We start from the raw sequence: 20,431 nt of genomic DNA on the forward strand, positions 1-20,431 counted from the left end.
GTTAATCAAAAAGGGGGGATTTTATCTCCCCTTTACTTTTTCCGTATTCATAGCGTTGAATGTGTGGGAAACATCCCCATATACTGGATACATGTTAATGGTTATGTGAAGCACTGTGACATGACCAGCTTACCTGGCGGACACTAAACTAAGAGAGAGCTCTATGAATCCTGAGCGTTCTGAACGCATTGAAATCCCCGTATTGCCGTTGCGCGATGTGGTGGTTTATCCGCACATGGTCATACCCTTATTTGTAGGGCGGGAAAAATCTATCCGTTGCCTCGAAGCCGCCATGGATCATGATAAAAAAATCATGCTGGTGGCCCAGAAAGAAGCATCAACGGATGAGCCGGGTGTAAACGATCTTTTCACCGTCGGGACCGTGGCCTCTATTTTACAAATGCTGAAGCTGCCGGACGGCACCGTGAAGGTGCTGGTCGAAGGCTTACAGCGTGCGCGTATTACCACGCTGTCAGACGATGGCGAACACTTCTCTGCCAAGGCAGAGTACCTTGATTCGCCTGAACTTGATGAGCGCGAGCAGGAAGTGCTGGTACGTACCGCGATTAGCCAGTTCGAAGGCTATATCAAGCTGAACAAGAAAATCCCACCAGAAGTGCTGACGTCGCTGAACAGCATCGACGATCCTGCGCGTCTGGCGGACACCATCGCTGCACACATGCCGCTGAAGCTGGCTGACAAACAGTCCGTGCTGGAGATGTCCGACGTTAACGAACGTCTGGAATATCTGATGGCGATGATGGAGTCTGAAATCGATCTGCTGCAGGTTGAGAAGCGCATTCGTAACCGCGTGAAAAAGCAGATGGAAAAATCTCAGCGTGAGTACTATCTGAATGAGCAAATGAAGGCCATTCAGAAAGAGCTGGGCGAGATGGACGACGCACCGGACGAAAACGAAGCGCTGAAGCGTAAGATCGACGCGGCGAAGATGCCGAAAGAGGCGAAAGAGAAAGCCGAAGCAGAACTGCAGAAGCTGAAAATGATGTCTCCGATGTCGGCTGAAGCAACCGTCGTGCGCGGTTACATTGAGTGGATGGTGCAGGTTCCGTGGAACGCCCGCAGCAAGGTCAAGAAAGACCTGCGTCAGGCCCAGGAGATCCTCGATACTGACCACTACGGCCTGGAACGCGTGAAAGACCGCATCCTTGAGTACCTCGCGGTACAGAGCCGTGTAAACAAAATTAAAGGCCCAATTCTGTGCCTGGTAGGACCGCCGGGGGTGGGTAAAACCTCTCTGGGCCAGTCCATCGCCAAAGCGACCGGACGTAAGTACATCCGTATGGCGCTGGGCGGCGTGCGTGATGAAGCGGAAATCCGCGGTCACCGCCGTACCTACATCGGTTCTATGCCGGGTAAACTGATCCAGAAAATGGCGAAAGTGGGGGTTAAAAACCCGCTGTTCCTGCTTGATGAGATCGACAAAATGTCGTCGGACATGCGCGGCGACCCGGCGTCTGCTCTGCTGGAAGTGCTTGATCCAGAACAGAACGTGGCGTTCAGCGATCACTATCTGGAAGTGGACTACGACCTCAGCGATGTAATGTTCGTGGCAACGTCCAACTCCATGAACATACCGGCACCGCTGCTGGACCGTATGGAAGTGATCCGCCTCTCCGGTTATACCGAAGACGAAAAGCTGAACATTGCTAAACAGCACCTGCTGCCGAAGCAGATTGAGCGTAACGCGCTGAAAGCCAACGAGCTGACCGTCGAGGACAGCGCGATTATCGGCATCATTCGCTACTACACCCGTGAAGCGGGCGTGCGTAGCCTTGAGCGCGAAATATCTAAGCTGTGCCGTAAGGCGGTAAAACAGCTGCTGCTGGATAAGAGCCTGAAGCACATCGTGATTAACGGTGACAATCTGCATGCCTACCTCGGCGTTCAGCGCTTCGACTATGGCCGCGCGGATAACGAAAACCGCGTGGGTCAGGTGACCGGTCTGGCATGGACGGAAGTGGGCGGCGATCTGCTGACCATCGAAACCGCCTGTGTGCCGGGCAAAGGCAAGCTGACCTACACCGGCTCGCTGGGTGAAGTGATGCAGGAGTCCATCCAGGCTGCGCTGACCGTGGTGCGCGCGCGCGCAGAAAAACTGGGTATCAACCCGGATTTCTACGAAAAACGCGACATTCACGTTCACGTTCCTGAAGGGGCGACGCCGAAAGATGGCCCAAGCGCGGGTATTGCCATGTGTACCGCTCTGGTTTCCTGTCTGACGGGCAACCCGGTACGTGCCGATGTGGCAATGACCGGTGAAATTACCCTGCGCGGTCAGGTCCTGCCAATCGGCGGGTTAAAAGAAAAACTGCTGGCGGCACACCGCGGTGGGATCAAAACCGTATTGATCCCTTACGAAAACAAACGCGATCTGGAAGAGATTCCGGACAACGTGATTGCCGATCTGCAGATCCATCCTGTTAAGCGAATTGAGGAAGTTCTCAGTCTCGCACTGCAGAATGAACCCTCCGGAATGCAGGTTGTAACCGCAAAATAGTGACCTCGCGCAAAGAGCGTCAATAAAAACAAGGCTGGTAAGTCATTTCGCACTTGCCAGCCTTTTTTTGTATAGCTAATTTAGATTGCTGATCAGGTCAGCCATCAACAACGGGTGTTGTAAGGTCATGGCAGGCCTGATATAACTGCTGCGCGGTCGCGTTGTGAAGGACTCAGGCGCGATATAAATTATAAAGAGAGGAAGAGAACAGTGAATAAATCTCAACTGATTGACAAAATTGCTGCTGGTGCTGATATTTCTAAAGCTGCAGCTGGACGTGCGTTAGATGCATTAATTGCTTCTGTTACTGAATCTCTGCAGGCTGGGGACGACGTTGCACTGGTAGGCTTCGGTACTTTTGCTGTTAAAGAGCGTGCTGCCCGTACTGGCCGCAACCCTCAGACCGGTAAAGAGATCACCATTGCTGCTGCTAAAGTGCCGGGTTTCCGTGCAGGTAAAGCGCTGAAAGACGCAGTAAACTGATTGCTTTCCCGTTTCAGGGAAGCCGGATAGTACAAGGGCGCATCGTTTGATGTGCCTTTTTTGTTTGTCCAGACCTGATTTGTGCGAGTTTATGCGAGTTGTGGGCTGACAATCGCCCCGTTTTCTTGTCACAATACGCCTTCACGCGCGACGGGCAGGATTTTCCGTCAGCGTCAGGTAACCAGTCACCTACAGCGGAGTGTTGTTACACCATGATGGACAGCTTACGCACGGCTGCTAACAGTCTCGTGCTCAAGATTATTTTCGGTATCATTATCGTGTCGTTCATATTGACCGGCGTGAGCAGTTACCTTATTGGCGGTGGCGCGAACTATGCCGCAAAAGTGAATGGCCAGGAAATCAGCCGTGGTCAGTTCGAGAATGCTTTTGCCGGTGAGCGTAACCGTATGCAGCAACAGCTGGGCGACCAATTCTCTGAACTGGCGGCGAATGAAGGGTACATGAAAACCCTGCGCCAACAGACACTGAACCGTCTTATCGACGAAGCGCTGCTGGATCAGTATGCCAAAAAGCTGGGCCTTGGCATCAGCGACGAACAGGTCAAAAAAGCGATCTTCGCCACTCAGGCATTCCAGTCTAACGGTAAATTCGACAACGCGCGTTACAACAGTATCGTTAACCAGATGGGCATGACGGCGGATCAGTACGCGCAGGCGCTGCGTAACCAGCTGACAACCCAGCAGCTCATTAACGCTGTCGTGGGTACCGATTTCATGCTTAAAGGTGAAACCGACGAACTGGCCGCGCTGGTGGCCCAGCAGCGCGTGGTCCGTGAAGCGACCATTGATGTGAACGCCCTGGCGGCGAAACAGCAGGTGAGCGACGCAGACGTTAATGCTTACTACGAGCAGAATAAAAACGCCTTTGTTTCTCCGGAGCAGTTCCGCGTCAGCTACATCAAGCTGGATGCAGCTGCGCTGCAGGAAAGCGCGTCTGATGCCGAGATCCAGTCTTACTACGACCAGCATCAGGATCAGTTCACTCAGCCGCAGCGTAACCGCTACAGCGTGATTCAGACCAAAACTGAAGCAGATGCTAAGGCGGTACTGGATGAGCTGAACAAAGGCGCTGATTTCGCCACCCTTGCGAAAGCGAAATCCACCGACATTATCTCTGCGAAAAACGGCGGTGATATGGGCTGGCTGGAAGACGCAACCACGCCCGACGAGCTGAAAAATGCCGGCCTGAAAGAGAAAGGCCAGCTGTCTGGTGTGATTAAATCATCCGTTGGTTTCCTGGTCGTGCGTCTGGACGACATCACCCCGGCGAAAACCAAGCCGCTGGCTGAAGTTCGTGATGATATTGCCGCGAAAGTGAAACAGGAAAAAGCCCTGGATGCCTACTACGCGCTGCAGCAGAAGGTGAGCGATGCTGCCAGCAACGACAACGAATCTCTGGCAGGTGCAGAGCAGGCGGCGGGTGTGAAAGCGGTTGAGACCGGCTGGTTTGGTCGCGACAACCTGCCGGAAGAGCTGAACTTCAAACCGGTTTCTGATGCCATCTTTAACGGTGGTCTGGTGGGCGAGAACGGCACGCCGGGCAGCAACTCTGACATCATTACCGTTGACGGCGATCGCGCCTTTGTTCTGCGCGTCAGCGAGCACAAGCCAGAAGCGGTCAAACCGCTGGCGGAAGTGAAGGATCAGGTCGTCGCTCAGGTTAAGCACAACAAAGCAGAACAGCAGGCTAAACTGGACGCTGAGAAGATTCTGGCCGATCTGAAAGCGGGTAAACAGGACGCGCTGAAAGCGGCAGGTCTGAGCTTCGGTGAGGCGAAAACGCTGAGCCGTACCGGTCAGGACCCAATCAGTCAGGCCGCGTTTAGCCTGACGCTGCCGGCAAAAGACAAGCCAAGCTTCGGTACCACCACCGATATGCAGGGTAACGTTGTTCTGCTGGCGCTGGACGACGTGAAAGCCGGCACTCTGCCAGAAGCGCAGAAGAAGGCGATGGTTCAGGGCATTACTCAGAACAATGCTCAGATTGCTTTCGAAGCCATGATGAGCAACCTGCGTAAAGACGCCAAAATCAAGCTGGGCGATGTCATGACTCAGCAGCAGTAATTACGTGTCTGCTCGCAGATTTTCGTAACGCTCTGCAAAAACTAAAGGCCGCTTTCGCGGCCTTTTCCATTTCTGCAATCTGCTGTTTGTGCCTGTTTTCACAGGCGGCTATCGTTGCGTGGCTGTCAACAAACAAGGAGATAACAGCATGAAATGTGGAATCAAAGCACTGTTAATTACGCTGGCTATTGCCACCACCGGGATGAGCGCGGGCGCGCAGGCGGCGACGCCCGCCGCCAAACCACAGGCTACGCAGAGCAAGTCAGACGCGGCCGCGCCGGTACAAGGGCAGACCAAAGCGGCTGACGCCGGTAAAAATGCGGATGATGACGGTACGCGGGTCAGCATTAACTCGGCCTCGGCAGAGGATCTCGCCCGCGCAATGAATGGCGTGGGCCTGAAAAAAGCGCAGGCTATCGTCAGCTATCGTGAAGAGTACGGCCCATTCAAAACGGTCGACGATCTCAAACAGGTTCCGGGCATGGGCAGCGCGCTGGTTGAGCGCAACCTCTCACACCTGACACTGTAATAACGCAATTTCTTGCACTGCGGCAAAAGTTTGCCAGGATAAAGAGGTCATACCAGTTATGACCTCTGATCCTAAAACAATGAAAGGCTATTGCGCTATGCAGACAAAAATCAAAGTACGCGGTTTCCATCTTGATGTTTATCAGCACGTCAATAACGCTCGCTATCTCGAGTTTCTTGAAGAAGCGCGCTGGGACGGGCTGGAAAACAGCGAAAGCTTTCAGTGGCTGACCGCGCACAACATTGCGTTCGTGGTCGTCAATATCAACATCAACTATCGCCGTCCGGCCGTGCTGGGCGATGTGCTCACCGTGACCAGCCAGGTACAACAGCTAAACGGCAAGAGCGGCGTGTTAAGCCAGGTGGTGACGCTCGATCCAGAAGGGCAGGTGGTGGCTGATGCACTGATCACCTTTGTCTGTATCGATCTGAAAACTCAGAAAGCGCTGCCGCTGGAAGGGGAGCTGCGGGAAAAGCTGGAGTTGATGATCGCGTAGGATTTTGTCTTTTATAAAAGACAAAAGGATTTTTCAGGGATAGAATAATGGACAGGGACTACGTTGTTGAACGTTACCGGACCCGTGACGGGAAAGTGCCGTTTGAGGAGTGGGTAGCCAGAATGAATCGAAGGGATCCGGATACGGTTTTCCGGATCCTTATGCGGATCAACCGCGCAATAAAACGTAATTTTGGCGATTACAGATACCTCAGGGAAGGTGTTTGGGAGATGCGAGTCGACAGTGGCCCCGGCTACAGAATCTATTTTGCAGTAAAGAATCGGCAGGTTTTATTGTTACTTATCGGTGGTGACAAAAAGAGCCAAAAAGCGGATATCAAACTGGCAATAGATTACTGGAAAGATCATCAAATTAAAGGACAATCGAATGAGCGCCACTGAACGAAAATATTCGAGTTCTGTTAGCCATCATGATGCTGTTGTGAAAATGCTACGAGAGAATCCTTCCTACGCTCAGCGTTATTTGCAAACAGCCCTGGAAGAAATCTATGAAGACCAGGGGATCCCTGCCTATCTCATTGCACTCCGCCAGGTTATCGAAGCACGCGGTGGCATCGGAGAAATTTCTGCTAAATCAGGCCTCTCTCGTCAGCAGCTATACCGAACCTTATCAGACAACGGCAACCCAACGCTGACAACGCTGATGAAAGTCACCCGTGCTGCCGGTGTGAAACTGTTCGACAGCACGGTTAAGTAGCCCTATTTAAGCCCGGTCTTTTTCTGCATCGCGGCCATCACGCCGGCTTTATCGGCAAGATAGTGGTTAAGCCCGTTAGCGCGCAGATTACAGGCGGCGCACTGGCCGCAACCGTCGCCTTTGATGCCGTTATAGCAGGTGAGGGTTTCGCTGCGAACCAAATCCAGCTTGCCCCAGTAGTCGGCCAGCGCCCATGTTTCGGCTTTATCTAGCCACATGAGCGGGGTTTCAAAGCGCGTCTCTTTCGCCATCCCCAGACTGACGGCGTGGTTGAGCGCTTTGACAAACTCATCGCGGCAGTCCGGGTATCCTGAGAAGTCGGTCTCGCATACGCCCGTAATTACCGCTTCGGCTTTTACCTGATAGGCATAAATCGCCGTCAGGGTCAGGAACAGAATATTACGCCCCGGCACAAACGTGTTCGGAATGCCGCTGGCATCGGGTTCGTAGTCCGGTACAGGAATACTGTCCCGGGTGAGGCTGCTGACGGCCAGTTCATTTAACAGCGTAACGTCCAGCACCTTGTGCGCGCGTGCCCCTAGTTTGAGAGCCAGTTCACGGGCAACGTCGATTTCAGCGCGGTGACGCTGGCCATAATCGAAAGTCACACAGTGAACTTCATCATACTGATGAAGGGCCTGAACCAGGCAGGTTGTAGAGTCTTGTCCTCCGCTGAACACGACGACGGCACGTTTCATAAATCATCTCGACTGTTACGGTAAAAACGTTATGTTACCGTCTGGCTACGGCGGCGACCAGCTTCTTCACGATTTGGGGGCGGGTAGCCAGGCTTCGGTAAAATCAAACCAGCCGCGGGTGTTGAGGCGTATGCCGTTGACTCCCGGCGGGGCGCTGATTTGATATTGATAGTTAAAAAGTGGCGTCAGCACCGCATTCTCCATCAGGCGGTTGAAAATGGCTTGCAGGCCGGCGTGTCGGTCCCGAGCTTCGGCCTGAGACTGCACCGCATCCAGCGTGGCTTGCAGATGGGCGTAGGCCGGTGCGCTTAACACGTGCGGCCACAGGGCATCGCAGCGCAGCCACTGCTCAAGCGTATACGCTGGCGCTTCGCCAATCAGCCTGTCCCCCATCATGATGTCTGCATCGGCAAGCTGCTGGCATCCGTCCCACGTCTTGGCGTCGTGGAAGATGACGGTCAGGTCACAACCCTGTTGCGCCAGGTACGCCTTTAACTGGCTGGCCATGGTGTGAAGCTCAACGGGAAGATGGTAAACCAGCGTCAGCGCCTCAGGCAGGGCAACGTCCGTTAAGTCAGGCCATTCGGGGATTGTCCAGCCGGGAAGCAGTTCCCCGGTGGGCGTAATGAGTCCTTCGTTGAGCGGAAGCGTGTGCAGAAGCCTGGAGAGATGGATGATATTGATAAGCCGCTTCGCCTGGATCTCACTCAGACGCGCGCTCTGTTTCAGCGTGAGGTAACAGAAGCCCAGGCTGGTGCTGCTGCTGACCAGCCTCAGGGTTTCAAGCTCATCGGCCTCGCCAATCGCGATTTGCACCGGGTGACGACAGCTGGTGCCCAGCCTGTAATAAAACAGCTGGGGGGTGATCCAGTATTCGATGGCTTTGAGCAGCGGATGGCTCAGGTGGTATTGCTCATGGCTTTCCAGACGAACCAGGTCGGGCTCAAAGGCGGCCAGCCGGAAGGGGCCGCAGCCAAGTTCAGGATAGTCGGGATGCGCCAGACGGCTGCAGTAGGTTGCCAGCCTGTGCGCCAGCCAATAGTCCGGTTGATGCAGCATAAATGTCAGACACTGTGGATGCGTTGTTTCGATACGTAAAACGCTCCTGAACAGAGTGCGCAGGGCGGGAAGCGTCAACAGTGCCGTCAGGCTTCGCTGGAGCTGCGCCGTTTCTATTTTATCGCCGTTATGCCAGTGCAGGGTGGAGCGAATGTAGAAATGCCAGCGCAGCCCGTCAGCAGAGACCTCCCAGTGATGCGCGAGATCGCCCGTGGGTTCACTGCTGTTACCGTTAAAACGCGTCAAGCCTGAAAATACCTGTCCTGCCAGATGCTGCTCCGCCCGGCCAGGCAAAAAGCCCGGCTGAAGCGGCTCCAGCGAGCGATAGTAGGGGATGCGCAGCGTCGGCGTGTCGTTTTGCCACTGCCCGCCTAAAAACGGATGCAGCAACGATCTCAGCGCTTCAGGAGCAAGCTGGGCCAGCTCCAGCGCGTTATGCTGCTGCCCGCTTTTCAGCGCCTCTTCCATCATCGCATTGCGCAGTGACTCCGGGCTGGCATTGAACGTCAGCTCACCGCGCTTGCCGCGACCAGACCGCGCGTGCCAGCTAAGCCAGCCCGCCTCCTGAGCCTGACGCAGCAGGGTGCGGACATGCCGCTCGCTACAAAAACAGCGGCTGGCAAGCTCACTTATGGTGACCTGCTGTGGAGCGCCAGCGGAAGGTTGCCACAGGCGTTGATACTGGTTAAGACGGTTAAGCTGGCGCATAAGAAACCCGGAACAATAATTTTCATCTATTCACTATTACTTCCGTATATCTCACACGATACTGATGCACAAGTTAATCGCATCACATTTCAGGAGTAATCATGGCCCGCCTCGCTGCATTTGATATGGACGGTACGTTGTTAATGCCGGATCACCGTCTGGGGGAGAAAACGCTGAGTACCCTGAAGCGTCTGCGCGAGCGTGATGTCACCCTGACGTTTGCCACTGGCCGCCACGTGCTGGAGATGCGTCATCTGCTGGGCACGTTTTCCCTGGATGCGTTTTTAATCACGGGTAACGGAACGCGCATTCACACCGTTGAAGGAGAGGTGCTGCACCGCCAGGATCTCAACCCGGAAGTGGCGGATATTGTTCTGCACAGCACGTGGGACACGCAGGCCAGTATCCACGTATTCAACGATCAAGGCTGGTTTACCGGAAGCGAAATCCCCGAATTATTACACGCGCATGTTTATAGCGGCTTCAAATACCAGCTTATCGATCTGCGCCGGATCCCTGCCCACGCGGTGACCAAGATTTGCTTCTGTGGCGATCACGACGATCTTTGCCGCTTACGCATTCAGTTAAATGAGGCGCTGGGCGACCGGGCGCACCTGACCTTCTCGGCGGTGGATTGTCTTGAAGTCCTGCCGGTGGGCTGTAACAAAGGTTCAGCCCTGGCGGTGCTCAGCGACCACCTGGGCTTAACGCTGCAGGAGTGTATGGCGTTTGGCGACGCCATGAATGACCGCGAAATGCTGGGCAGCGTGGGGCGCGGTCTGATTATGGGGAATGCGATGCCGCAGCTGATCGCAGAGCTTCCTCATCTGCCGGTTATCGGACACTGCGGCAACGAAGCGGTGTCCCATTTTTTGACGCATTGGCTGGACAACAACAACCTCCCATATTCCCCCGAATAGTGAGACCCTTCCAGCAAGCCAGACTTCGGTCTGGCTTTTTTTTATTTCAGCAGCTGCGCAATCTGCGCTTTCCACGGGGTGATGTCGCCGATGTTGGCCTGTACCCACTCCGCATTGTAGTAGGTCTCAAGGTAGCGCTCGCCGCTGTCGCACAGCAGCGTGACGATGGAGCCGGTACGGCCTTCCTCGCGCATGCGTGCCGCAAGCTGCAGTGCGCCCCACATGTTGGTGCCCGTTGATGCGCCCACTTTGCGCCCAAGCTGCGTTTCCAGCCAGTGCGCGGTGGCGACGCTGGCGGCGTCCGGCACGCGGAGCATTTCGTCGACAACGTCAGGAATGAACGACGGTTCCACGCGCGGGCGGCCAATTCCTTCAATTTTACTGCCCACCGGACTGCGCAGGCCGGCATCGCGGCTTTGCCAGTAGTCGAGAAACACGGAGTTCTGGGGGTCAACCACCATCAGTTGGGTATCGTAGCCTTGACAACGAATGTAGCGTCCGATAGTGGCTGACGTGCCGCCCGTACCGGCGCTCATCACAATGTACGACGGAACCGGATGCGGTTCGTGGGTCATCTGGCGGAAAATACTGTCGGCAATGTTGTTATTGCCGCGCCAGTCCGTTGCGCGCTCGGCAAAGGTGAACTGGTCCATATAGTGGCCGTTTAGCTCGCGGGCGAGCATTTCAGAGGCGGCGTAGATTTCGCAGGCGCTTTCCACAAAATGGCAGCGTCCGCCGTAAAATTCGATCTGCTCGATTTTGCGTTTTGCGGTGCAGGAGGGCATCACGGCGATAAACGGCAGGCCCAGCAGACGAGCGAAATAGGCTTCAGACACCGCCGTTGAACCGGATGAGGATTCAATAATGGTCGTGCCTTCTTTGATCCAGCCGTTGCACAAACCGTATAAAAACAGAGAGCGCGCCAGGCGATGCTTCAGGCTACCGGTAGGATGGGTGCTTTCATCCTTCAGGTAGAGCTGAATACCGTCAAATCCCGGCAGGGGGAGGCGAATCAGGTGGGTATCCGCCGAGCGCTGGTAGTCGGCATTGATTTCGCTGATGGCATGTTTAACCCAGGTGCTATTCATCGTAGTTATCCGTTTGTCATTTTGTGCCCAGCATAGCGAAAAGCACAGAAAAAATTGTTGCTATCTGGCCTTTAAAATAGAATGAAGGGAGAAAAATTTTCTCTATGAGGTGGGTATGCTAGATAAAATTGACCGCAAGCTCCTTTCATTGCTGCAAAGTGACTGTACCCTCTCTTTGCAGGCGCTGGCAGATGCCGTTAATCTGACCACCACACCGTGCTGGAAGCGCCTAAAAAAGCTGGAAGATGACGGCATTCTTCTGGGGCGCGTCGCATTACTCGATCCCGAAAAACTGGGGCTTGGGCTGACGGCATTTGTGCTGATAAAAACCCAACACCACAGCAGCGAGTGGTATTGCCGCTTCGTCACTCAGGTGTCTGAGATGCCCGAGGTGCTCGGCTTCTGGCGTATGGCCGGCGAGTACGACTACCTGATGCGCGTCCAGGTGGCTGACATGAAGCGCTATGATGATTTCTACAAGCGGCTGGTGAACAGCGTCCCGGGCTTGTCGGACGTCACCTCAAGCTTCGCCATGGAACAGATTAAGTACACCACAGCCTTACCTATTGAATAACTTCGTAAAATACCTTCAGGAACAAACCGCGTGCGATTATTTGCCCAATTAAGCTGGTACTTTCGTCGGGAGTGGCAACGCTACCTCGGTGCAGTCGCCCTGCTTATTATCATTGCCATTTTGCAGCTGATCCCGCCGAAGGTGGTGGGCTACGTCGTGGATGGCGTCACTGAACAGCATTACACCACCGCACGGGTGTTGATGTGGGTCGGCACGCTGGTGCTGACGGCGGTCATTGTTTATCTCCTGCGCTACGTCTGGCGCGTGCTGCTGTTTGGTGCGTCCTATCAGCTGGCCGTTGAGCTGCGTGAAGATTTTTACCGCCAGCTGAGCCGACAGCATCCCGAATTTTATCTGCGTCATCGCACCGGGGATCTCATTGCCCGCGCGACGAACGACGTCGATCGCGTGGTCTTTGCCGCCGGGGAAGGGGTGCTGACGCTGGTGGACTCGCTGGTGATGGGCTGTGCGGTGCTGATCGTCATGTCCACGCAGATCAGCTGGCAATTAACCCTGCTCGCCCTGCTGCCGATGCCGATCATGGCGCTGGCGATCAATCGCTACGGCGAACAGCTGCACGAGCGCTTCAAGCTGGCGCAGGCGGCGTTTTCTTCTCTGAACGATCGCACCCAGGAGAGCATGACCAGCATCCGCATGATCAAAGCGTTTGGCCTGGAAGATCGGCAGTCCGCGCTGTTTGCGGCCGATGCGGCAGACACGGGGGCGAAAAACATGCGCGTCGCGCGTATTGATGCGCGATTTGATCCAACGATTTATGTCGCAATCGGTATGGCAAACCTGCTTGCCATTGGCGGCGGGAGCTGGATGGTGGTGCAGGGCACATTGACCCTGGGGCAATTGACCAGCTTTGCGATGTATCTGGGGCTGATGATCTGGCCGATGCTGGCGCTGGCCTGGATGTTTAATATCGTAGAGCGCGGCAGCGCCGCCTACAGCCGCATCCGCGCCATGCTGGCCGAAGCGCCGGTGGTCAATGACGGCAGCGAAGCGGTGCCGGAAGGGCGCGGCGTTATGAACGTCGACGTTCGCAAATTTGTCTATCCGCAAACGGAACATCCTGTGCTGGAGAACGTTAGCTTTACGCTGCGGCCGGGCCAGATGCTGGGCATCTGCGGCCCGACGGGGTCCGGAAAAAGTACCGTGCTCTCTCTGCTTCAGCGCCACTTTGACGTCATCGAGGGCGATATCCGTTTCCATGATATCCCCCTGGCGAACCTGCTGCTGGATGAGTGGCGTGGCCGACTGGCGGTAGTCAGCCAGACGCCGTTTTTATTTTCGGACACCGTGGCGAATAACATTGCGCTTGGTCACCCGTCGGCGACGCAGGAAGAGATCGAACACGTGGCGCGCTTAGCCAGCGTACATGACGATATTTTGCGTCTGCCGCAGGGCTACGAAACGGAAGTCGGGGAACGTGGCGTCATGCTGTCCGGCGGGCAGAAACAGCGAATCTCGATTGCCCGCGCGCTGCTGCTGAATGCTGAAATCCTCATTCTGGATGATGCGCTCTCCGCCGTGGATGGTCGTACCGAGCATCAGATTCTGCATAACCTGCGCCAGTGGGGCGACGGACGCACGGTGATTATCAGCGCCCACCGTTTGTCAGCGCTCACTGAGGCCAGCGAAATTCTGGTCTTACAGCACGGACACATTGCCCAGCGCGGGCAGCATGAAATGCTTGCCGAGCAGCCGGGCTGGTATCGCGATATGTACCGCTATCAACAGCTTGAGGCGGCGCTGGACGATGCGCCGGAACAGGATCAGGAGGCCACCAATGCGTAAGCTCGGAACGATGTGGCCGACGCTCAAACGTCTGCTGGCCTACGGCTCGCCGTGGCGCAAACCCCTCTCAGTGGCCGTGCTTTTACTCTGGATAGCGGCGATTGCTGAGGTGAGCGGGCCGCTGCTCATCAGCTACTTCATCGACAATATGGTCGCAAAAAGCTACCTGCCGCTGGGGCTGGTGGCGGGCTTAGGCGTGGCCTACGTTGGGTTGCAGCTTGCGGCGGCAGGGCTGCATTATGCGCAGTCGCTGCTGTTTAACCGTGCCGCCGTGGGCGTGGTTCAGCAGCTGCGCACGGATGTAATGGACGCGGCGCTTCGCCAGCCGCTCAGCGAGTTTGATATCCAGCCGGTCGGGCAGGTGATTTCGCGCGTGACCAACGATACCGAAGTGATCCGCGACCTGTACGTCACCGTGGTCGCGACGGTGTTACGCAGTGCGGCGCTGATCGGCGCGATGCTGGTGGCGATGTTCAGCCTCGACTGGCGCATGGCGCTGGTGGCGATTACCATCTTCCCGGCGGTGCTGATCGTGATGATCATCTACCAGCGCTACAGCACGCCAATCGTGCGTCGGGTGCGCGCCTATCTGGCCGACATTAACGATGGCTTCAACGAAGTGATTAACGGCATGAGCGTCATCCAGCAGTTCCGCCAGCAGGCGCGCTTTGGCGAGCGGATGGGCGAAGCCAGCCGATCGCACTATATGGCGCGTATGCAGACGCTGCGCCTTGACGGCTTCCTGCTGCGTCCGCTGCTCAGCCTTTTCTCTGCGCTGGTGCTTTGCGGTTTACTGATGCTCTTTGGCCTGAGCTCAAGCGGTACGATTGAAGTGGGCGTGCTGTACGCTTTTATTAGCTATCTGGGGCGCCTTAACGAGCCGCTGATCGAGCTCACGACCCAGCAATCGATGCTGCAGCAGGCGGTCGTCGCCGGCGAGCGCGTGTTTGAGCTGATGGACAGGCCGCGCCAGGCCTACGGTCATGACGAGCGACCTCTGCAAAGCGGCGCCATTGCCTTTGATAACGTCTCGTTTGCCTATCGCGAAGACCGGCTGGTGTTGCAGGACATTACGCTGGATGTCCCGTCGCGCGGTTTCGTGGCGCTGGTGGGACATACGGGCAGCGGCAAGAGCACGCTCGCCAGCCTGTTGATGGGCTACTACCCGGTCACGCAAGGCGAAATCCGCCTCGACGGTCGCCCGCTCGCGTCTCTCAGCCACAACGTGTTGCGTAAAGGCGTCGCGATGGTGCAGCAGGATCCGGTCGTCCTGGCCGATACCTTCTACGCCAACGTGACCCTGGGGCGAGACTACTCTCAGGAGCAGGTATGGGAGGTGCTGGAAAAAGTGCAGCTGGCAGACCTGGCGCGCGGGTTTAGCGACGGGATTAATACCCGGCTGGGCGAGCAGGGAAACAACCTCTCCGTTGGGCAAAAGCAGCTTCTCGCGCTGGCGCGGGTGCTGATTGAAACCCCGCAGGTGCTGATTCTGGATGAAGCGACGGCCAGCATTGACTCCGGCACCGAGCAGGCCATCCAGCAGGCGCTGGCCGCGGTACGCGACCATACGACGCTGGTGGTGATTGCCCATCGCCTTTCCACCATTGTCGATGCCGATACCATTCTGGTGCTGCATCGTGGACAAGCCGTGGAGCGCGGGACGCACCGTGAGCTGCTGGAAGCCAAAGGGCGTTACTGGCAGATGTATCAGCTTCAGCTGGCGGGCGAAGAGCTCGCGGCCAGCGTGCGCGAGGAAGAGTCGCTCAGCGCCTGATGCACCAAAACAAAGCAACGCGCTAACAGTCATTCCTGTTGGTGCAATACTGAAACGCACCGTGCACCGACATGGTGCGTTTTTTTTCGCCGGTTCATTAAGGAAGACGGCATAACGCTCGTCGCACCGCTTTTCTCCCTCCATTTCATTTCTGGCACACCCCTTGCAATACCTTCTGCGTGAGCTGCGGCCATTACCGAATTCTGACTGGAGGGGATCTATGAAGCTGGTTACGGTGGTAATCAAACCATTCAAACTGGAAGACGTGCGTGAAGCATTGTCCTCAATGGGTATTCAGGGACTGACTGTCACCGAAGTGAAAGGCTTTGGTCGTCAGAAGGGTCATGCCGAGCTTTATCGCGGGGCGGAATACAGCGTTAACTTTCTGCCAAAAGTAAAAATTGATGTCGCGATTGCTGACGATCAGCTTGATGAAGTGATTGATGTGATTAGCAAAGCGGCCTACACCGGCAAAATTGGCGACGGCAAAATTTTCGTTGCCGAACTGCAGCGCGTCATTCGCATTCGTACCGGCGAATCTGACGAAGCGGCACTGTAAATAACGCCTGGCACACAGTGATAGGGATCGAGAAAATGAAGATAGCAACACTTAAAACGGGTCTGGGTTCGCTGGCACTGCTGCCGGGCCTGGCGCTGGCTGCTCCTGCCGTGGCAGACAAAGCCGATAACGCCTTTATGATGATCAGCACCGCGCTGGTGCTGTTCATGTCTATCCCGGGCATTGCGCTGTTCTACGGCGGCCTGATCCGCGGCAAAAACGTTCTCTCCATGCTGACGCAGGTTGCCGTGACGTTCGCGCTGGTCTGCGTGCTGTGGGTGGTTTACGGTTACTCGCTGGCCTTCGGTACCGGCAACGCCTTCTTTGGTAACTTCGACTGGGTAATGCTGAAAAATATTGAGCTGACCGCGCTGATGGGCAGCTTCTACCAGTACATCCACGTCGCGTTCCAGGGCTCGTTCGCCTGCATTACCGTCGGGCTGATTGTGGGCGCGCTGGCGGAGCGCATCCGTTTCTCTGCCGTTCTGATCTTCGTGGTGGTCTGGCTGACCCTCTCCTATGTGCCGATTGCGCACATGGTCTGGGGCGGTGGTCTGCTGGCAACGCACGGCGCGCTGGACTTTGCGGGCGGTACCGTTGTACATATCAACGCCGCGGTAGCGGGTCTGGTGGGCGCATACCTGATTGGCAAACGCGTGGGCTTCGGTAAAGAGGCGTTCAAACCGCATAACCTGCCGATGGTGTTTACCGGTACGGCTATCCTCTACTTTGGCTGGTTCGGCTTCAACGCCGGCTCCGCAAGTGCCGCGAACGAAATCGCCGCGCTGGCCTTCGTAAACACCGTTGTGGCGACGGCGGGTGCAATTCTCTCCTGGGTATTCGGCGAGTGGGCGGTACGCGGTAAACCTTCCCTGCTGGGTGCCTGTTCGGGGGCGATTGCCGGTCTGGTTGGTATCACCCCGGCGTGTGGCTATGTGGGTGTCGGTGGTGCGCTGCTGGTGGGACTGGTCGCGGGCCTGGCAGGTCTGTGGGGCGTCACCGCACTGAAACGCGTGCTGCGCGTGGATGACCCTTGCGATGTGTTCGGCGTCCACGGCGTGTGCGGCATCGTCGGCTGTATCATGACCGGCATCTTCGCCGCGAAATCACTGGGTGGCGTGGGCTACGCAGAAGGTGTCACCATGGTTCATCAGGTGCTGGTGCAGCTGGAAAGTATCGCTATCACCGTGGTGTGGTCTGCCGTTGTCGCCTTCATTGGCTATAAGCTGGCGGATATGACCGTTGGGCTGCGTGTACCGGAAGAGCAGGAGCGCGAAGGTCTGGACGTCAACAGCCACGGCGAGAATGCGTATAACGCCTAATAAAAAGCAAAACGGCAACTTCGGTTGCCGTTTTTAATGTTTATTCCCTCTCCCATGGGAGAGGGGCAGGGTGAGGGCATCAGGCCGCACACTATCACCCGCGATTACGCATTACCCCTTCCTGCACCGTAGAAGCGACCAGCACGCCGTCCTGGGTATAAAACTCTCCACGCACAAACCCGCGAGCGCTCGACGCTGACGTACTCTCCACGCTGTAAAGCAGCCACTCATTCATATTGAACGGACGGTGGAACCACATGGAGTGATCGATGGTTGCGACCTGCATCCCTTTTTCAAGGAAACCAACGCCGTGCGGCTGTAGCGCAACCGGCAGAAAGTTAAAGTCTGACGCGTAGCCCAGCAGATACTGATGCACGCGGAAATCTTCCGGCACGGTGCCATTGGCGCGGATCCAGACCTGACGCTTCGGCTCGGCGGTGTGGCCTTTCATGGGGTTGTGGAACTCAACCGGGCGGATCTCCAGCGGTTTATCGCAGAGAAACTTCTCTTTGACCTGCGGCGGAAGCAGATGCGCCAGCGCGCGGGCGATATCGGTCTCTGATTTGAGTTCGTCCGGCGACGGTGCTGGCGGCATCACTTTCTGATGTTCATACCCCGGTTCCGGCGCCTGGAAAGAGGCGGTCATATAAAAGATAGGCTTACCGTTCTGAACGGCCGCCACGCGGCGTGCGCTGAAGCTGTTGCCGTCTCTAAGGACTTCAACGTCATACACGATCGGTTTTGCGCTGTCGCCAGGGCGTAAGAAATAGCTGTGGAATGAGTGCACCAGGCGGTCTGCAGGGACGGTCTCCTTTGCAGCGTAGAGCGCTTGTCCAACGACCTGGCCGCCGAAAACCTGACGTAAGCCGAGGTCTTCGCTCTGCCCGCGATAGAGTCCTTCCTCAATTTTTTCCAGATTCAGTAATGTCAGCAGATTGTTCAGTGCCTGACTCATAATTATCCTCAATAAACGCCGTAGCGAAAGATAGGCAGAGTATAACGCAGAAATGAAAGTGGTCCGATGGGTAGAATAATCTGAATGTCGGCACGTTTTTAGGCATTAATCGGTGATCTGTGCCACACTTAAAAACGTTATGTGATTGAAACGACATCGGATGGGATCGATCCCGCTGGTGCATTGATGATAAGGAGACTTCAATGAAACTCGTGCCCATGCTAAGTGGTGTAGCTATTGCGGTGGCGTTGTCCGCCTGTGCCGGTAAGAGCGCCCAGGTGCCGGTACCAGCTGCAGATCCGAACGGGATTAATACCCTTTCACAGCAATCCATTCAGCAGCCTAACGTTTCCGGTACAATCTGGATTAAACAGAGAGTCGCTCTGCCGCCGGATGCGGTATTAACGGTCACGCTGTCTGATGCTTCCCTGGCGGACGCGCCGTCGAAGGTGCTGGCTCAGCGCGCGGTCCGTACTGAAGGTAAGCAGGCTCCGTTTAGCTTCGTGTTGCCGTATAACCCGTCAGACGTGCAGCCGAATGCCCGTATTCTGCTGAGCGCAGCGGTAACCATCAACGGCAAGCTGGTCTTTATCACCGATACGGTCCAGGAAGCGATTAACCACGGTGGAACCAAAATCGACCTGAATCTGGTGCCGGTGCAGCAAACCGAAGTCCCGGTTGCTCCACAGACCAATCAGCCGTCCCTGCCAACCCCACCGACCCAGATGTAACTGTTGCTCTTACCCTCTCCTTCGGGAGAGGGTTTAGTACACCCAGCGGTATTTCTGCAAATCAATCTGTCCTGCGCCCGACACCTGCACACCCTCTGAAAGCAACGCCTGACGCTGACGCTGGAGATCCGGCCCGGTCAGCGAGATAGCGCCATGACGGTTCACTACCCGATGCCAGGGCAGCGTACTTCCCTCCGGGAGCCGTTTCAGGACGCCGCCGACCTGTCGCGCCGCGCGTGGAGAGCCTGCCAGCCTTGCCACATCACCATAGGTGGTGACATAGCCTTCCGGAATCGAGGCCACGATTTGCCATACGCGCTGGGGAAAGGAGTCGTTTTCGTCCATACCTTCACCTGTGGGGATGTTTGGACCGTCATGGTAAACGAAGATCGTCCTGATTGCTGCGCCTGTTTGCGCAAGAAACCAGCATCCGGTTCCTGGTCGCTTGCAATTGGCTCTTCGCACAGGGATAATGCGCCAGCGCGTTGGTTATCAACGCTCTCAATGGGGGCTCTGTTGGTTCTCCCGCAACGCTACTCTGTTCACCAGGTCAGGTCCGGAAGGAAGCAGCCAGGGCAGACGACGTGGGTGCCGGGATGTAGCTGGCAGGGCCCCCACCCATTTGTGGCCTCATCCATCTTTCCTGTTTCCATCTCTTTTTAGCCTTTATTCCACAATAATATAATGCCTATACCGTGTAATATATATTTCATCGCTCTGAAATATTACTGTCATAAACCTGTAATAATAGACTGGCATTTTATAATTGGACGTCTATTTTCGTCAAAATTCAAAAAAATATAGATCTGGATAACAGTGATAACTTCGTGTATTAAATAAAGTACTTATTCCGAAGGGAAGTGACAAACATGGCTACTGCAGTTTTAAATGTTAAAATTGACGAAGCGCTAAAAGAAAGACTCCGCCACTATGCGGAAGTAAATAACGAAAATTTAAGCGTGACCACAGAGAAACTGCTGCTGCTGGCGTTTGAAGCAGTAGAAGAGGCGGGAGTATCGGAAGAGGATATTGATAATCAGCATACGGAAGAAGAGAGTGTTTCTCCTTTTACTCCTAAAGAAATCAAGGCTCTACGTAAACTTCTGAAGAAGAGAAAATGAAACAACAACTGTCAACTGCCAGTGACTACAACGAGGCCTGCGCTCTGTTGCGTTCAGGCTACGTGAAGCATGTACGCCTTGGCTGGAATGTTGGAAGCGATGAGTTCTTTCGTATTGCGTCTGACTGGTGTGATACCGGTGCAAAAATAAAGAAAGACGGTGATAATTTCGTTATTTCCCTGAAAGGTTTCCCCATTCCTCCTCAGCACTAAATCCTGACCAGTGAAAACTGCTGACTGCATATATTACAGTCAGCAGTTTTTATTTTATGATCCAGTTCAAAATTTTAATA

At 55.4% G+C, this 20,431-nt stretch carries 20 protein-coding genes, 1 other RNA gene and 1 pseudogene; 17 read left to right on the forward strand and 5 right to left on the reverse strand.

Annotated elements, in window-relative coordinates; translation table 11 throughout:
- The first annotated feature begins 163 nt into the window (after positions 1-163).
- From lon to ACMGGH_RS10600, 7 genes are all read left to right on the forward strand, one after another.
- A complete protein-coding gene (lon, locus tag ACMGGH_RS10570) occupies positions 164-2,518 on the forward strand; it encodes an endopeptidase La (RefSeq protein WP_023334706.1) in 2,355 nt (784 codons plus the stop codon).
- A 210-nt stretch (positions 2,519-2,728) separates the two neighbouring features.
- Positions 2,729-3,001 carry a nucleoid-associated protein HU-beta gene (gene hupB, locus ACMGGH_RS10575; protein WP_002444653.1) on the forward strand — a complete coding sequence of 91 codons (273 nt, stop codon included), beginning with the start codon at positions 2,729-2,731 and terminating at the stop codon, positions 2,999-3,001.
- 212 nt (positions 3,002-3,213) lie between these two features.
- Positions 3,214-5,085, forward strand: a complete 1,872-nt coding sequence (ppiD, locus tag ACMGGH_RS10580; RefSeq protein WP_028012162.1) for a peptidylprolyl isomerase — start codon at positions 3,214-3,216, stop codon at positions 5,083-5,085.
- A 148-nt stretch (positions 5,086-5,233) separates the two neighbouring features.
- Positions 5,234-5,614, forward strand: coding sequence for a helix-hairpin-helix domain-containing protein (locus ACMGGH_RS10585; protein ID WP_028012163.1), 381 nt, complete (start codon positions 5,234-5,236; stop codon positions 5,612-5,614).
- A 97-nt stretch (positions 5,615-5,711) separates the two neighbouring features.
- Entirely contained in the window at positions 5,712-6,110 is a 399-nt protein-coding gene (locus tag ACMGGH_RS10590; protein WP_025756175.1) for a YbgC/FadM family acyl-CoA thioesterase, read from the forward strand.
- Positions 6,111-6,157: 47 nt separating this feature from the next.
- On the forward strand, positions 6,158-6,511 hold the full coding sequence (locus ACMGGH_RS10595; RefSeq protein WP_028012164.1) for a type II toxin-antitoxin system RelE/ParE family toxin: 354 nt from the start codon (positions 6,158-6,160) through the stop codon (positions 6,509-6,511).
- The gene (locus ACMGGH_RS10600; protein WP_028012165.1) at positions 6,498-6,827 is read left to right on the forward strand and encodes an addiction module antidote protein; all 330 of its coding nucleotides are present in this window, start codon (positions 6,498-6,500) and stop codon (positions 6,825-6,827) included. The genes ACMGGH_RS10595 and ACMGGH_RS10600 overlap by 14 nt, the downstream gene beginning before the upstream one ends.
- 2 nt (positions 6,828-6,829) lie before the next feature.
- On the opposite strand, the gene queC is transcribed toward ACMGGH_RS10600, so the two are convergent.
- Both queC and ACMGGH_RS10610 read right to left on the reverse strand, forming a co-directional pair.
- Positions 6,830-7,525 carry a 7-cyano-7-deazaguanine synthase QueC gene (gene queC, locus ACMGGH_RS10605; RefSeq protein WP_193031416.1) on the reverse strand — a complete coding sequence of 232 codons (696 nt, stop codon included), beginning with the start codon at positions 7,523-7,525 and terminating at the stop codon, positions 6,830-6,832.
- Between the two features lie 66 nt (positions 7,526-7,591).
- Positions 7,592-9,292, reverse strand: coding sequence for an SgrR family transcriptional regulator (locus ACMGGH_RS10610; protein WP_420299119.1), 1,701 nt, complete (start codon positions 9,290-9,292; stop codon positions 7,592-7,594).
- Positions 9,293-9,393: 101 nt separating this feature from the next.
- Here ACMGGH_RS10610 and cof point away from each other — a divergent pair, with 101 nt between their 5' ends.
- Complete coding sequence (cof, locus tag ACMGGH_RS10615) at positions 9,394-10,212, forward strand: HMP-PP phosphatase (RefSeq protein WP_028012168.1); 819 nt, start codon at positions 9,394-9,396, stop codon at positions 10,210-10,212.
- Between the two features lie 41 nt (positions 10,213-10,253).
- Here the strand turns inward: cof and ACMGGH_RS10620 are convergent, their stop codons facing one another.
- On the reverse strand, positions 10,254-11,300 hold the full coding sequence (locus ACMGGH_RS10620) for a PLP-dependent cysteine synthase family protein (RefSeq protein ID WP_049137517.1): 1,047 nt from the start codon (positions 11,298-11,300) through the stop codon (positions 10,254-10,256).
- Between the two features lie 115 nt (positions 11,301-11,415).
- On the opposite strand from ACMGGH_RS10620, the gene ACMGGH_RS10625 reads away from it, so the two are divergent.
- The 5 genes from ACMGGH_RS10625 (at position 11,416) to amtB (ending at position 17,332) form a co-directional block, all read left to right on the forward strand.
- Positions 11,416-11,874: an Lrp/AsnC family transcriptional regulator gene (locus tag ACMGGH_RS10625; protein ID WP_008503307.1), complete on the forward strand. Its 459-nt coding sequence runs from the start codon at positions 11,416-11,418 to the stop codon at positions 11,872-11,874.
- A 30-nt stretch (positions 11,875-11,904) separates the two neighbouring features.
- A complete protein-coding gene (locus ACMGGH_RS10630; protein WP_232948759.1) occupies positions 11,905-13,677 on the forward strand; it encodes a SmdA family multidrug ABC transporter permease/ATP-binding protein in 1,773 nt (590 codons plus the stop codon).
- A complete protein-coding gene (locus ACMGGH_RS10635) occupies positions 13,670-15,451 on the forward strand; it encodes a SmdB family multidrug efflux ABC transporter permease/ATP-binding protein (protein ID WP_047367613.1) in 1,782 nt (593 codons plus the stop codon). The genes ACMGGH_RS10630 and ACMGGH_RS10635 overlap by 8 nt, the downstream gene beginning before the upstream one ends.
- Before the next feature lie 220 nt (positions 15,452-15,671).
- The gene (gene glnK, locus ACMGGH_RS10640) at positions 15,672-16,010 is read left to right on the forward strand and encodes a P-II family nitrogen regulator (protein ID WP_008503304.1); all 339 of its coding nucleotides are present in this window, start codon (positions 15,672-15,674) and stop codon (positions 16,008-16,010) included.
- Between the two features lie 35 nt (positions 16,011-16,045).
- Positions 16,046-17,332, forward strand: coding sequence for an ammonium transporter AmtB (gene amtB, locus ACMGGH_RS10645; RefSeq protein ID WP_014882787.1), 1,287 nt, complete (start codon positions 16,046-16,048; stop codon positions 17,330-17,332).
- A 94-nt stretch (positions 17,333-17,426) separates the two neighbouring features.
- On the opposite strand, the gene tesB is transcribed toward amtB, so the two are convergent.
- A complete protein-coding gene (gene tesB / locus ACMGGH_RS10650; protein ID WP_028012172.1) occupies positions 17,427-18,287 on the reverse strand; it encodes an acyl-CoA thioesterase II in 861 nt (286 codons plus the stop codon).
- 203 nt (positions 18,288-18,490) lie between these two features.
- Here tesB and ACMGGH_RS10655 point away from each other — a divergent pair, with 203 nt between their 5' ends.
- Positions 18,491-19,018 (forward strand): YbaY family lipoprotein, encoded by a 528-nt coding sequence (locus ACMGGH_RS10655; protein WP_028012173.1) that lies wholly within the window; start codon positions 18,491-18,493, stop codon positions 19,016-19,018.
- Positions 19,019-19,051: 33 nt separating this feature from the next.
- Here the strand turns inward: ACMGGH_RS10655 and ACMGGH_RS10660 are convergent.
- Positions 19,052-19,448 (reverse strand): annotated as a pseudogene (locus tag ACMGGH_RS10660) (MGMT family protein).
- Between the two features lie 84 nt (positions 19,449-19,532).
- Between ACMGGH_RS10660 and ffs the strand changes: the two are divergent.
- The 3 genes from ffs to ACMGGH_RS10675 all read left to right on the forward strand — a co-directional run bounded on the left by ffs (position 19,533) and on the right by ACMGGH_RS10675 (position 20,351).
- Positions 19,533-19,629: signal recognition particle sRNA small type (ffs, locus tag ACMGGH_RS10665), an RNA gene on the forward strand.
- A 258-nt stretch (positions 19,630-19,887) separates the two neighbouring features.
- Positions 19,888-20,139, forward strand: a complete 252-nt coding sequence (locus ACMGGH_RS10670) for a hypothetical protein (RefSeq protein ID WP_006176926.1) — start codon at positions 19,888-19,890, stop codon at positions 20,137-20,139.
- On the forward strand, positions 20,136-20,351 hold the full coding sequence (locus ACMGGH_RS10675; RefSeq protein WP_028012176.1) for a hypothetical protein: 216 nt from the start codon (positions 20,136-20,138) through the stop codon (positions 20,349-20,351). Before ACMGGH_RS10670 ends, ACMGGH_RS10675 begins: the two co-directional genes overlap by 4 nt.
- Positions 20,352-20,431 lie beyond the last annotated feature (80 nt).

This window comes from Enterobacter sp. BNK-16, from assembly GCF_048684955.1.
Lineage (GTDB): Bacteria > Pseudomonadota > Gammaproteobacteria > Enterobacterales > Enterobacteriaceae > Enterobacter > Enterobacter bugandensis.